Source organism: Microbulbifer aggregans, assembly GCF_020524005.1.
Lineage (GTDB): Bacteria > Pseudomonadota > Gammaproteobacteria > Pseudomonadales > Cellvibrionaceae > Microbulbifer > Microbulbifer aggregans_A.
This window is the reverse complement of record NZ_JAIVKK010000001.1, coordinates 822,965-837,322: the sequence shown is the minus strand read 5'-3', so window position 1 is coordinate 837,322 and position 14,358 is coordinate 822,965. Positions and strand designations below refer to the sequence as shown.

Genomic DNA, 14,358 nt, shown 5'->3' with positions numbered 1-14,358 from the left:
AACCGCACCGGAAATAAAAAAGCGGGCCCGAAGGCCCGCTCATTTTTAGTCTGAAGACTTGGGTTTAACTCAGCTGAGTTTGCGTCTTCTGAACAGACCAGCCGCTGCGAGCAGGGCCAGCAGGTAGTACACGGAACCACCTTTTTTCTTCTTCTTGGTCGGCTCTGGATCTACCGTGGTTTCGCCACCAGAAGAGCTACTGGAGCTGCTGGAACCACCGGAAGAACTGCTTGAGCTGGAAGAGCTGCTGGAGCCACCAGAAGAGCTGCTCGAACTGGAGGAGCTGCTGGAACCACCGGAAGAACTCGTTGCTGCTGCGAGAACAGTTACGGTCACACTGGCTTCTGAAGTCATTCCACCATCGCTCACGATGACAGTGAACGTGTGTTCGCCTTCGGCCAGGCCGGTGACTGTCGGAGTGGCGGTGTCCGCACCCTCAATCACACCCGGGCCAGTCCAGCTGAAGCTCAGTACATCGCCGTCAGCGTCAAAGCTGGCACTCGCGTCGAGCGCGGCACTCTCGCCTTCGGTGATGGTCAGGTTGCCTGCTGATGCAGCGACCGGTGCGTCCGCAACGGGGTTTACCGTCAGCATGAAGGTCACGCTGCTGGCATCGCTGGTTGCGTTGTTGTCGCGTACGGTGACGGTTACTTCGGTTTCACCGGAGAAGTTGGCTTCCGGGGTGATATCAAAAGTGGAACCGGCTTCGTGGCCGTTAACGGTAGCGGAAATGTGCTCGCCGCTGACTTCGATGGTGTTACCCACTTTGTCGGCGTCCGCGTAGAGCACCTGGATGCCTTCGAGGGTTTCATCCTCATTCACCACCTGGTCGGCGATGGAAGACAGGGCGATGTTGCCGTTTACCTTGATCTCCTGGCTGGTGGACTTCGCGTCGGCAAACTGCATGTTGTTGTCCAGGTTAACGACCAGGGTTTGGCCAGCTGCAGACTCGTTTACACGCGCCTTGAACTTCACCTGCATGGCACTTTGTTCCGGACCGCGATAGTCGTAGCAGACTACCAGATCGTTATGCAGTTTCTGGTCAAGGTTGTTGTAGCCGAAGCTTTCGCCAAGGTAGCCGTTCAGAGGACCGTACGGGGTCTGGAAACCGTCGCCTTGCTCGACGCCGATGGCACCAAGGGTTAGATCACCGCTCAGGTTGTCATAGGCCATCACAATTTCGTGCATGCCTTCGCCGAAATCGATGCCATTACGCATGATTACTTCGAAGTCCACTTCAGTTGGTATTCCTCCTTCTATCGGTTCACCAGTGATCGGGTCAATGGGTGGAGCAACGATATTGTCGTATTCCATAAACACCAGATCGCCGAGATCCGGACGCTCGCTGGCGTACTGGTTGGCAATGGTCAGTCCACGGACTTCATATGGGGAATTGTAGTAATCCGCGGTGAAGTCACCGCGCCAGAAGGGCATTACACCGGAGCTAACGAAACCGGCGCCGGCAGGGCGATGCCAGCTCCAATTCCATGAGTTTTGATCCATGTGCAACAGCCCGTTCGGCAGGATATTGACGAAACCCTTGTGTGGCAGGCCAAACAGCGGGATCTCCGCATCGTCCATCCAGAACAGCCATTCGGTGGAAACCTGGACGAGGTAGTTGGAGTCAGCGCCTCCTTCCCAGAGTCCCACAAGTGGACGGATATTAAACTCCAGCAGGTCGATGTACTTGCCGTCGGAGTATTCATCGATCATCGGCGTGTGACACATCTGGTCGGTGGCATTGGTGGTTACCACATACTCTCGTGCCACATCTCGGGTGGAGGACTGTGAGCCAGCGAGACTGATCAGGCCGTTTTCGGTGCTCAGGTTCTCGATATTTTCGGTGGACTCTACAGAGCCCTCTACCAGGGTCAGTCCCTGCGGCAGAGTTGCCTTGATGTCGTAGCTGCGATTGGCGGATTCCAGGTTCTGGCGCACGTCCAGAGTGAAGTCGAGGACGTCACCCGGTTTTGCGGTTTTCTGGCTGATATCCAGGTTGACTTCATCCACACCCCGCTCAAGGCGCACAGCAGACAGACCAATGCTACCCGGTACACCGGAGACGCCGAGATCGAAGGCACCGTAGTACACATCACCATTGGTCGCTTCCGGCAGGTTCCAGTCCAGGGCAATGTCCACTTTGCTGCCGCCGGTGCTGGATTGTGGGGTAGAGATGGTCATATTGTTCGCGTCGGAATCGGCGCCAACCAGGGCGTAACCACCAGTTACTTTGCCTGGTTCGTGTCTAACTAGACCATCACCGGCAAACGAGGAGTTGTGAATCACTGCCCAGTAGCTGCCGGGTTCTGGATTGTTGATCACGCAGAAGTTATTCACGCCCGGATGGAAGGAGGTACATATCAGCTCTTCCCGGTATTCTTCTGTACTCTCGAAGTCCGCGCCGTTGCCATTGCTGTCAATACCGACCATAACGGAAGCATTGCGATCCAGGTTTGCGGGATCGGTCGCTTCGTAGCTGTAGGACTCGACCACCAGCTGCTTGGTATCGGCCGGAACATCAATCAGCATCCAGCCCCAGCCTCTTTTCTCATCCATGTTACCGGGGGAAACGTTGACGTTGCCTTTCTCCAGATCAAACTCGTGCACGGTTGCCTTGGTCAGGCCGTATTTGCGCACTTCGAATGAACTGGCTTCCGGCAGTTGCAGGCCAGCAACGACTTCGCGGCCCTGCTCACGGTGCACTTCCAGTGACACTTGGTTTGGCATTACCCCGCGATTAAACGCGGCGACCACCGGCAGGTGGCTGCGTGGCGCGGCACCGCTGGTTTCGGTCAGTACCACATCACCGAAGAAGAACAGGTGATTGGTGTCGATGGAGGCCATGTCCTCGAACGGCGACTCGGCGACGGCATCGAACATGTCCGCTTTCACGTTGACGGTGACCATGATGGTCTGCTCTTCACCGGCGCGCAGGGTGAACTGCTCCGGCGTTACCGTTACTTCGGCGTCAGAGCCGTATTTGCTCTCGCCGGTTGCGGTCCAGGTACCATCTTTGGTCGCTTTCAGCGTACGAATCCAGGAGCAGGTGGTTTGGCAGTCTTTGTTGACCATGGAAGCGGTGTTCAGCCACTCCGCACGACCGCCTTCTTCCGGGTTGGCAGCGAGGTAGTTCTCGATGGTTTCATTCATCACCAGGCCGGCCTGGGCCGCAGCGGCGATGTTGAGGCTACCGGCACCCTGACGGAAGGAGTTGTCCAGGTCCAGCTTGCGGCCGTATGCGTCGGCACCGTAAGCCTCGCCCGCGGTCAGCATCAGCGCGGACTGGATTTCCGCCGGCGTCCAGCTCGGGTTCGCCTGCTTCACCAGAGCCATAGCGCCAGCCACTTGAGGCGATGCCATAGAGGTGCCGCTCATGAAGGTCCAGTCGCTGGGGAACGGCATATTGGTGAACGGCTGATCGTCCGCGTTTGCCGCGTAAACATCCACACCCGGGGCTGCAATTGCAGGTACCAGATAGTTGGTGTTGGTAATGCTTGGTCCTGCAGAACTGAAGGGTGCCATCATATGGCCAGCTTCCGGGTCGGTACCGTAGGTGGTTACGCTGGCGCTGATCTCGGCCATGTTGACCGTGTCCTGGTTAGCATTGAGCCAGTTGTACAGGTTCCGACGATCAGTTGAATCAATGTGGATGCCCGGGATCACATAGGGATCGGCAACCAGATTTTCGTTGTAACTGACGTTGCCCAGTACGAAACCTTCCGCGCCGCCGGCGGCCACGTTTTCAGCTTTTGCAACGCGCGCATTTTCTCCGCGGTCACACAGGACGATCACCGGCACGGTGCTTTCGTCGACGTCCACGGTTTCAGGGTCGTCGGCAAAATCGAAAGTGCCGGCCGGGAAAGGCTGCTCACACAGCTTCGAATCCATAGTGGAATTCGGGTTTTCGTAGTGGCCCGCGTAAACGATGCGGCCGCTGATACCGTCGGAGTAGCTGACGCCGTCGAAGCTCTTGCCATCTTTAACGCCAAAGTTCGAGTTGGTACCACCGGTGAAATTGCCGATGGTTTTTTCCGCTTCCTTCAGCACGCGATCGTGGGTAAGGGCGCCAACAGAAGTCAGCCACGGAGAAGTGTGATCCGTGCTCCAGTAAGCACCGGCGTTACCAGCGGCTACTGCAACAGAGATACCGGCTTCACGCGCGGACAGGAACGCCAGTTCCATCGGGTCTTCCCACGGGAAGGATTCCGCTCCACCAATGGAGAAGTTGATAACGTCCACACCGTCGGTGATCGCGTCTTCGACGGCGGCAAGGATGGCTTCTTCCGGACAGCCTGAGTAGGTATCACCAGCGCCGCCGTTACCCGCGAAACATACCTGGTAAGAGATGATGTTCGCGTGTGGTGCGATACCGGATGTTTTCGGGAAATTGAACGGCAGATCGATACCGTCGGAGGTAACGGTGTTTTCCGGAGTCTGCAGCGGGGTATCGAAAAGAATGTTACCGCCGGCAGTACTTGCGGTGTGGGAGCCGTGACCGTGGTAGTCCTCACCACTCGGCGGCTTGCCCGCTTGGCCGTTGATAGGGCGGCGATTTTCGCGAGGCTGCCAGTAGGTATAGGCCTCGGTAATAATCGGATAGGAATGTACACCGATCAGTTTGTCATTACACAGGGTTGCGTCGGTTACACAGTCGCCCACATACACACCTTCACCCATTGGGTTGGTGTGTTCATAGCCGTCGCCGCCAGTTGCCGCGAAGGCCACGTGGTCGGTATTGATACCGGTATCGATGATACCGAGGATCATACCTTCACCCTGGTAGGGCAAACCGCCGGTTACAGAACCATCGTGTACCTTATCGGCACCGAGGAACTCGACAGAACGGTCGGAATTCAGTTGGAAAATACGAGACGGGGTAATACGTTTTACACCCGGCATTTCCGCCATACGCGCCGCTTCGTTCTCGGTCATGCGAACGGCCATGGCATTGGTCGCCATGGTGAACTGACGCTGAACTTCGAAGCGAATGCCGCGGGCCTTGGCGGTGCTCATCAGGTCGGATTGGGCGCGGCCCAGTTTTTCCCGGTACTGCTCAACCGCACGAGTATTTTTAACGCTCTTGAACGTGCTGGCTGATCCCTGGAGCGGGGAGATATCGTCGACAATATTTACTACCGGCTCGTCGCTCAACTGGACGATGTAGGAAACTTCGCCGCTCACATTGCCCTGAGGTTCGAAAACCGGACGATTGCCCCCACCGCGCACCTGGTTCACACCCGGTTGGCGATTTTCATAAATACTGCCCTGGATGTCGGCGGTATCCTCTTGAGAGCCGCGGATCATGTCCAGGGTCAGTTTCGAAGCGTGAAGCCCGGTACGTTGCTCCGATAAAGAGTCTACCGCGGCAGTACCACCGGCTACATAAAGCGCAGTAATACTGGCGATAAGACACTTGGAGAAGCGTGCCTTATTGGATTGGTTCATAGTTATTTTCCTGATTTGGCGGCTGCTACAACGCGAAGGCGAAACGCAATGTTTCGGATCCTGACTGCGGAGTTCCCGCCATTAACCTCTAACCTCTAAGATTTTGACGCGATTTTCGTCGCGACTGATTGTTATAGAGGAATTGAAAAGAGGTGAATATGGGAGTTTTATTGCCCTGTGTAACAGTGTGTCACATGGAATTAATGGCATAAAAGTCAGTTATATAAAGACAGTTAAGGACTTTTTGGGCGGTTGTTGTATTTGTGAAATGAATAACTTGGCTGCAGTGGTTGTGCAAAAAATGTGCGCAGGAAAGACAGAATTTTCCGGTAATCCGAAGTTGTTCGGCCAATTAATCTGTTGAATAGTTGGGGGTAGATCACTTTTTATGCGGCAAGAGCTGATCTAAAAGGGCACGCATTGGGCAGAATTAGAGCAAGGCGCTGATGATTAAGGCGGGTACTGTGCAGGTCACAATAAAGGCAAAAATGGCCAGTAGACCATCGTGGGCAACCAGTGCCAGGCCGAAGGCGGCGAGTGCCAAACCGGCGATGGATGCGGAGAAGGGCACCACCTCCATGAGCGGCAGGGCCAAAGCGATACCTGTACACAGGACCGCGATTACATAAGAACCTGTGCGGTATACGAACAGTGAGAGGCGTGGCCGAATCCATTGATCAACGGTAGATGCGGGTTTGTGTAACCACCGCACGATACGGCTGAATTTTCTTTCCGAAATGGAGCGTTGCAGTAGCCAATCCGGGAGCCACAGGTGCGTGCGTAAAAACAGAAGCTGCAATGATGCCAGTAGCACCAGCAACCCCATTAACGAGGGTACACCGGGAATCCCGGACAGTGGCGAGAAGAGGATAAGGCCCGCGATCAGAAGCAGAGGGGCGAAAGAGCGACGCCCGGCGGCCTCAAGGATTTCTGCGAGAGTGATACGACCCCGCGCCCGGGACAGGTGTTCCAGTTGCTTTAAAAGCTGACTGAGGTTCGCGATTTCCTCTGGCATGTACGGGGTGCGCTGGTTGGGTTTTAACCGAGCTTAAGGGTATGCGGCAATTTTGTCTTCATAGATGGTGCGTCTTCCATCATTTACATAACTTCCTCCATCAGTACCGGGTATTCAATCTGTATTGGGCCAGTTAATTCCAAATTGGCGGCGCTAAATAAAAGCTTTGCGCCTGAATCCACGGAACATTCACCGAGAGTGCGAAATATTTTTCTATAGTTCTCAGCGCAGTGCGACATATCTTTTCGGATGGAGACGGCGTCAATGGCAATGAAGAAAAATGTATTGGCTGTCACGGTGGCAGCAATTCTCTCGGCGGGGCTGACCGGGCATGCAATGGCTCAGGAAAAGTTCATGCCCGACGAGCCGAAACCCAACCAGTTCTGGTGGCCCGACCAGCTGGATCTTTCTCCGCTTCGTGATCATGGAAAATCTTCCAATCCTATGGGAGACAATTTCGATTACGCCAAGGCCTTTAACAGTCTCGACCTCAACGCGGTGAAGAAGGATATCGCACAGGTATTGAAGACGTCGCAGGACTGGTGGCCGGCGGATTATGGTAACTACGGACCGCTAATGATCCGCATGGCGTGGCATGCCGCCGGTACCTACCGTGTTGGTGACGGCCGTGGTGGTGCTGGTGGTGGCCAGCAGCGCTTCGATCCGCTCAACAGCTGGCCGGACAACGTGAGCCTGGACAAAGCACGCAGGCTCCTGTGGCCGATTAAGCAGAAGTATGGCAAAGCGATTTCCTGGGCCGATCTGATGATCCTCACAGGCAATGTGTCGCTGGAAACCATGGGGTTCAAGACATTCGGCTTCGCGGGCGGGCGACAGGATGACTGGGAGCCCGAGCGGGTTTACTGGGGCCCCGAAACCCAGATGCTGGATTACGAAAAGCGTTTTAAAGGCAAAGATCTCGACAGGAAACTGGCGGCCACGGTAATGGGGCTGATTTATGTAAACCCGGAAGGGCCGGGCCACAGCCTTGATCCGAAGCTGGCGGCGGAAAAAATTCGTCTTTCCTTCGGCCGTATGGCGATGAACGATGAGGAGACCGTGGCACTGATTGCTGGCGGTCACGCCTTCGGTAAAACCCATGGCGCGGTCAAGGCTGATTGTGTCGGTAAAGAGCCTGCCGCGGCTCCTATTGAACAGCAGGGATTCGGCTGGAAAAACAAATGCGGTAAAGGCGACGCCGAGGATACCTTTACCAGCGGGCTGGAAGGCGCCTGGACGATTACACCGATGCAATGGAGTCATAACTTCCTAGACAACCTGTTCAAGTTCGAGTGGAAAAAACAGAAGTCGCCAGGTGGCGGAACTGTCTGGGTACCCACAGACCCCAATGCCGCCAATATGGTGCCGGATGCGCATATTGAAGGTAAGCGCCATGCGCCGATCATGCTGACCACGGACCTTTCACTGAAGGAAGATCCCGCCTATCGCAAGATCTCCGAACGATTCCACAAAAACCCGAAAGAACTGGAAGACGCGTTTGCCAGGGCGTGGTTCAAACTGACCCACCGGGATATGGGGCCCAAAGCCCGATACCTTGGATCGGAAATCCCGAAAGAGGATTTGATGTGGCAGGATCCTGTACCCACCGCCGATTACAAAATGGTGGACGAAAGGGACGAGCTAAAACTGAAACAAGAGATTCTCGCATCCGGGCTGACCGTTCCCGAGCTGGTGCGGACAGCCTGGGCCTCGGCTTCCACCTTCCGTGGTTCCGATATGCGTGGTGGCGCCAACGGTGCGCGCATTCGGCTGGCACCTCAGAAAGATTGGCCAGTAAACGACCCGCAGGAACTGGCTAAAGTACTGGGCAAGCTGGAAGCCATCCAGCAATCCTTTAACAAGTCGCTTTCTGGTGGAAAGCAGATCTCTCTTGCCGATACCATAGTGCTGGCGGGAAATGCGGCCGTAGAAAAGGCGGCCAAGGATGCCGGCCACAACGTGCGCGTACGGTTCAAACCCGGGCGTACGGATGCAACCGCGGAAATGACCGATGTCGAGTCTTTCGGTTGGCTGGAGCCCATGGCAGATGGCTTCCGCAATTACTACGGTAAGGGCAATTCAGTCACCCCGGCCAGAATGCTGGTGGACCGCGCAGACCTGTTGACACTGACCGTACCGGAAATGACCGTACTTGTGGGCGGCATGCGCGCACTGGGAGCGAACGCCGGTGATTCCAAGCACGGTATGTTCACGGATAAGCCGGGCACACTGACCAATGACTTTTTTGTAAACCTGCTCAGTATGGATACCGAATGGTCCAAGTCTTCCAAGGGCGAGGGGATCTATGAAGGCAAGGATCGCAAGAGCGGTAAAGTAAAATGGACAGCGACCCCTGTTGATTTGATTTTTGGCTCCAACTCCGAACTCCGTGCAGTTTCAGAGTACTACGCAACCGGGGATGCCGGTGGTGTATTCGCAGAAGACTTCGCCAAGGCATGGGGTAAGGTGATGAACCTGGATCAGTTTAACTAGTCCTGAAATCCGGGGTGTGTAGTTTTAAACGGTTTTAAACGGTTTTTTTTACGGGTATTCGCTAACAGGGCAGCTTCCGAGCTGCCCTTTTTTGTCTGTGTAGTTTTATGATCCAGTTGGCTCCGGCCTACGTACAAAACACTTAATGGATACATTCATCTATCTAGTACTTTATCTAATACTTACTTTGACTTACTGTCAGCCAATCTATACCGCGAGCCCATGAAAATATCCCAGATCTGGTTATTCGTATTACTTTTGATCGCGTTGCCTTCTGCTTTTGCAGAGCAGGTGAATGTACGGGTGGCGGGGGTGCCACCTGAAGGTGTGCTGGTGCTGCAGGTATATGACAATCCCAATTCATTCGGGGACTTCCGTAATCCTGTACTGGAAACGCGCTTTCCCATCCGCCCGGATGGGGTGTATCGCTTAAATGGTGTACCTGTTGGTTCGGTAGCCGTACTCGCTTATCTCGATGCTAACGGGAATGGGGCGCTGGACAGGACATTTATCGGTATTCCCAAGGAGCCAATTGGGTTATCGAACGATTACCGCCCGAAAGGTCCCCCCAGTTTTCAACGCGCCAGCTTTGGCGTGTCGGCTGGGCAGGTGCAAACAATGGATATTGCGATGTACGAGGTGCTGGGGGATGCTGGCCAGTGGGGTGTCGGAATCGGGGTAATCGGTCGCAGCAGTCCCTATGAAGGCTCCGACTCGTCGGTTACTCAGGTAATACCGGCGATCACCTATTTCGGTGAGCGTCTGCAGTGGGTCGGGCCGAGCTTGCGTTATGGCCTCTGGGGCAGCGATCAATTCCGCTTCGCCGTCAATGCCACCTACCGCGTTGGAGCGTACGAAGAGAGCGATAGTCCCATACTCGCAGGACTGGGCGATCGCGATGGCACACTGATGGCGGGGGTTGGGTTTGTATACGATGGCCCGGAGCGAATCGACGTGGATTTTCGCTATCAGCACGATATGCTTGACCGCTTCGGTGGAGGTACGGCAGAGCTGCGGGTGTCGAAGGGGTTCCAGACCGGTAATGTAAGTTGGGGACCATCTATTGGCGCGAGCTGGCTCAGCAGTGGTATGGCAAATTACGACTTCGGTGTCCCAACCTGGGCGGCAACCCCATTGAGACCCGCCTACGATGTGGGTAGTACCATCACGATGGAAGCGGGCATTGGCGGTATGCTGGAAATTACCGAGCATTGGCGATTGGTACTAGACCTGAACGCAGAATATTTGGGGGACGATATTTCAGACAGTCCCATTGTCGATGAGGACTATGTGCTTAAGGGGTTCGCTGCAATCACCTACACATTCTGAATGTTTTTTGACCGGGTCCGCCGCAGGTATCGCGATCAGAACAGCCCCATCTGGGGCTGTTTTTCATTTAGTTGCACCACTGGCGCGTGTGGCAGGCGTGCATTCAGCATTTCGCTCCAGAGAGTAACCAGCCCCAATGCATCGCCGTTATCCGGCATATGGATAAACATGAAGGGGCGTACACCCTGGTCGATCCAGCCAGCGACCCGTTCCACCCAGGGATTTAGATATTGTCGGTTGCTTGCCAGGTCCGGGTGGCCGATAAAGCGGATGACCGGCTGGGCATCTACTGGCAGCAGATGCACGGGAACATTGGGCTTCTTGCGCTGGGCATCACGAATGGATCCGGAGTCCGGCTGTGCTGCGAACAGACCGCGGCTGTCCAGGCATACCCTGGCGGTCTTCCGCTCGCGCAAACCGCGGTTCAGTGCTCGCTCCGCCTCGCCCTTTTGAAAAAAGGCCCCGTGACGCACTTCCACGGTAGCGGTCAATGGCGTTGGCAGGTTATCCAGAAAGCGCCACAGATTGCCCAGATGATTTGGTCCAAAGGCCGCTGGAAGCTGCAACAGAAATGGCCCTAGGACGTCATGTAGCGGCCCGGTAATCTCCAGAAATTCCCGCACCTCCTTCTGTGACACTGCCAATAGCTGGTCGTGGGTGAAATTCCTCGGAAACTTGAGCAAGAAGCGGAAATCGTCTGCCACCTGAGTGCGCCACAGTGAACACTGTTCCAGAGTGGGCGTTGCGTAGAAGGTGGTGTTCCCCTCAACACAATTCAGCACCTGGGCGTAGCGCTGGAGCGGTGCAGATCCACTTGGTAAGCGCGTATTCCACGCGGGGTGTTGCCACTGGGGGCAGCCGAGAAAGTAGGGAAGGGGCATGGTCCTGGACGGGCTAACTCTTTGGGTCAAATTTAGTGCGAACTCGCCTCGAGTCAAGTCTGCAATTTCATTTTTAAATCATTAGAATGCGCCCCCTTTCGGCCATTCAGATAACTGTGAACTGGCAATTCATTTTGATCTCAATGATGTTGACTGAGGTTTTATGCACGTATTCACCCTGACCAATGAAGCGACAGACCATGTGTGGGTTGGCACCAGCCGTGAGGGCGTATCCCCGGAAGCCCGCTTCAAGCAGCTTCAGGACGCACTTGCGCTGGGTATCGACCACCCATTCTATCGGGAACTGAAGGTATTTGGCCCCGATGTGTTCTCAACCGAACTCTTTGCCGTGGTCGAGGACCGCATGGAGTTGCAGGAAATGGTTGAAGAAGCCCTGGACACCTATAACGGGAAAAGCCTCGTAGGTATCACAACCGTATTGCCCGGTACCACCAAGTCTTCATTGGCTCCCAAGTCAAAGGCGAAATCTCGCTCCAGTACCGCCAAAACGACAGCCGGCTCCGCTTCCCAGAGCAGTAAGACCAAGCCCGTAAAAGAAAAGATGGCTACGGGACGTACCGGCAGCGCTGCCAGAGAGCGCGCAATCAAAGCGGGCATCGAAGCCGAAAAAGCCGCGATTGCGGCGGCAAAAGCCAAGAAAGTCGAGGAAGAAGCGGCCGAGATGAAAGCTATCCTGGCTGGACTCGATGCCCGCGGATCGACACTCCGTCGCTGAGCCAAATCCAGGCTCAGCTACTTACTGTCCTGTGGGGGTGTGGCCAGGGATTGGCTGCGTAACACCACTGCTCGAAGGGCAAAGCCCCATGCTATCGAGGGCTGGTTAATGGGGCACAGTTATTCTTAGCGATTAATCCGCAAGTGTCTCCTGCCAATGCGCAACATTGAGCTTCCTGATTTCATGCAATAGAGTCTGTAAGTCATGTTCCGAATAGATGTGGTAGTGAATTTCCCAACTTTCGACCATCTGAATGGTCGGCTTAAGTGACCTTAACCAACCTTGTTGTTCAGCGTAAGTCGGAACAATCACGTCACGTGCTTGCTCGCCCCCAGGAATAGATAAAGAGGCTTGTTCACAATACGGCTTCCGCATAAAACTAAACTTCCAGCCGTTATCTAACCTGATGTCCAGGTTTGACCAGGAAGAGAACTGGTATTTGCTATCAAGCCAGTGCTGTACTTTTGCGTCCCCCGTTGCTTTGGCAATCTTTATCAGCTGTGCCTGATGTTTCTGAATTCTGTCCTCCCGTTGTTGACCAAAACTGACTTGCTCCTGAATCCACAGAGACATGATGTCTAAACATTGGGGAGTGCTGAAAAATTCATGGGAAAAGTCAGCGTGCTTAACGGCAACAAGGTGCTGAAGGTAAAGTGGTGTCTCGGGCTCTACTGAGTTTATGGCTTCGGCAGCGGCCACTCGCCATCCGATACTCCAGTGCTGAGCAATACGCTCAAGTCCTTCCCGGAAAAGGCTTAGGTTTCTCTGCGCGAGTTCAAGTAAATCAGGGTAGGTTAAAAACAGGTTGTTGTAGTGCATGGCATTTTTATTGTTCGCTTCGTCTTGCACGATGCTTGCGAACTCTTCCCGTACCTGTTCATCAAATGTACTTCCGTGATGCTCGGCGATAGTGCTGTAATTGAATGTGAGTAGCTTTAATCCTGGAACACGAATTAGCAGTCTGCTGATGATGGCTTTCGAATTCTCGATTTCGTCTTTCACCAAGGCATAGAGGAGGAGCCACATCGCATTGTTGAACTCGTCTTGCGCTTTGGCCTCGGGTGAGGATCGGGGCCAGGTTTTAGCATTGACGATTTGTAGTTGTGTGCCGATGCAATCGTTGGTTAATAAATCCTCTATGCGGAGCTTTAGTTGAAACCCATCGTGTTGAGTTACCGCAGTTCTCAGGCTAAGCGAAAGTTCGTGAAGATCGGATAAGTTCGACATACTCAATAGATATTTGTAATGGTGCTTCATTCTCACATAGCACCGCGAAAGCAGCAATTTCAGTGATGAAAATGAAGAAAATTGAGGAAGACGTAGAGGCGAGGGTCATTTACGCCGGGCTGGATTCTTGGAAGTACTTCCTTCCTGGTACTTTTGAACTTTTCTGGGCGCGATAAACAGTTCCTTTGCTTGCGGGTTGTGTGGGTAGAATCGAGCGTTCGCCCTTTAGCGGGCGGTGTAGAACCCCTGGAGATCAAGTGCTGCACGTATCTGGCTAACCGTTGCATTACTGAGCTGGCGGTAGTCGGGATAGGGTGTCAGTAGTATCTGCCTTTTACTGTCGATGGCTACTGTCGGTGTGCCCTGTAGTGGCACAGGATTCAGGCCGTCGATATTGAAACGTTCCAAATTGTCCTTGCCGCCGATCCAGTGCCAGGCACTGATGTCCATCAAGCGCGGAGCAAAGCACAGGGCTGTACGCTGAAACAACTCGCGGTCCCTGAAACCCCGCCATTCTGCCGTCGGGCTGGCAACCTTGGCCAGCAGAGTCACGATTTTGCGCCAGTGGTTCGAGTTGTTATCCATCAGCATGCCTGCATCCGGAATTTGCAGGAGTTCTTCCAGCCCGTTAGGGCGATGGGGAAGATAGAGCACCAGGCTGGGGCAAGGACTGCCGAGGTAGTCAGTGTTGGACATGGTTCACGTTACGGCTGTTTCTCGAAAACTTTTACCCCTTCGGGGATCCGGTACCAGTCCAGCTTTTCACTGACCCACACATGGGCGCTGGGCTCGAACAGCCGTGTATTGGCCAAGTGAACCGGCTTGAGTTTGAGCTTCACGGTGGCTGGATCATCCGGGTTGTAATGGTAAATCCGGGTGCCGCATTCGGGACAAAATTTCGCGTGGTTTCTATTACCGCTCTCCGCCAAACGCCCCCAGTCTTTCATCTCCCCGTCAAAGTCGATGCTGCCTGCCGCGACAAGCGCCGTGACACTAAAAGGGCTGGTCGATAATTTCTGGCACTCAGTGCAATGGCATGCGAGAACCATTTGGGGTGGCTCATGCAGTTTGTAAGTCACCTTTCCGCACTGGCATGACGCTTCGATCGGATATTCCATGGTTTTGACTCTTGTTTATCGATAGTAAGAGCGAGCTGGCGATATAGTAACCGAAAAAGAAGGCGGGTGATTAAGCACGAGCTCCGGGAATGAAAGATACTTGATGGTGGTGCC

The 14,358-nt window shown here is 54.4% G+C and carries 9 protein-coding genes; 3 read left to right on the top strand and 6 right to left on the bottom strand.

From position 1 onward, the window contains the following. Positions 1 to 69: 69 nt before the first annotated feature. Together LC093_RS03565 and LC093_RS03560 are read right to left on the bottom strand one after the other, a co-directional pair. Positions 70 to 5,445, bottom strand: coding sequence for a S8 family serine peptidase (locus tag LC093_RS03565; protein ID WP_226662139.1), 5,376 nt, complete (start codon positions 5,443 to 5,445; stop codon positions 70 to 72). A 430-nt stretch (positions 5,446 to 5,875) separates the two neighbouring features. Beyond that, on the bottom strand, positions 5,876 to 6,460 hold the full coding sequence (locus LC093_RS03560; protein ID WP_226662136.1) for an exopolysaccharide biosynthesis protein: 585 nt from the start codon (positions 6,458 to 6,460) through the stop codon (positions 5,876 to 5,878). Between the two features lie 270 nt (positions 6,461 to 6,730). On the opposite strand from LC093_RS03560, the gene katG reads away from it, so the two are divergent. Together katG and LC093_RS03550 are read left to right on the top strand one after the other, a co-directional pair. Next, positions 6,731 to 8,953: a catalase/peroxidase HPI gene (katG, locus tag LC093_RS03555; protein WP_413231487.1), complete on the top strand. Its 2,223-nt coding sequence runs from the start codon at positions 6,731 to 6,733 to the stop codon at positions 8,951 to 8,953. Between the two features lie 222 nt (positions 8,954 to 9,175). Then, positions 9,176 to 10,282: a MipA/OmpV family protein gene (locus tag LC093_RS03550; RefSeq protein ID WP_226662133.1), complete on the top strand. Its 1,107-nt coding sequence runs from the start codon at positions 9,176 to 9,178 to the stop codon at positions 10,280 to 10,282. A gap of 35 nt (positions 10,283 to 10,317) precedes the next feature. On the opposite strand, the gene LC093_RS03545 is transcribed toward LC093_RS03550, so the two are convergent. Then, on the bottom strand, positions 10,318 to 11,163 hold the full coding sequence (locus LC093_RS03545; RefSeq protein WP_226662131.1) for a DUF72 domain-containing protein: 846 nt from the start codon (positions 11,161 to 11,163) through the stop codon (positions 10,318 to 10,320). A 163-nt stretch (positions 11,164 to 11,326) separates the two neighbouring features. On the opposite strand from LC093_RS03545, the gene LC093_RS03540 reads away from it, so the two are divergent. Beyond that, positions 11,327 to 11,899 (top strand): hypothetical protein, encoded by a 573-nt coding sequence (locus LC093_RS03540; RefSeq protein ID WP_226662126.1) that lies wholly within the window; start codon positions 11,327 to 11,329, stop codon positions 11,897 to 11,899. 132 nt (positions 11,900 to 12,031) lie between these two features. Here LC093_RS03540 and LC093_RS03535 read toward each other — a convergent pair whose 3' ends face one another. The 3 genes from LC093_RS03535 to LC093_RS03525 form a co-directional block, all read right to left on the bottom strand. Beyond that, the gene (locus LC093_RS03535; RefSeq protein WP_226662124.1) at positions 12,032 to 13,156 is read right to left on the bottom strand and encodes a hypothetical protein; all 1,125 of its coding nucleotides are present in this window, start codon (positions 13,154 to 13,156) and stop codon (positions 12,032 to 12,034) included. Positions 13,157 to 13,351: 195 nt separating this feature from the next. Next, on the bottom strand, positions 13,352 to 13,822 hold the full coding sequence (locus tag LC093_RS03530) for a DUF6942 family protein (RefSeq protein ID WP_226662121.1): 471 nt from the start codon (positions 13,820 to 13,822) through the stop codon (positions 13,352 to 13,354). An 8-nt stretch (positions 13,823 to 13,830) separates the two neighbouring features. Continuing rightward, positions 13,831 to 14,244: a GFA family protein gene (locus LC093_RS03525; protein ID WP_226662119.1), complete on the bottom strand. Its 414-nt coding sequence runs from the start codon at positions 14,242 to 14,244 to the stop codon at positions 13,831 to 13,833. Positions 14,245 to 14,358 lie beyond the last annotated feature (114 nt).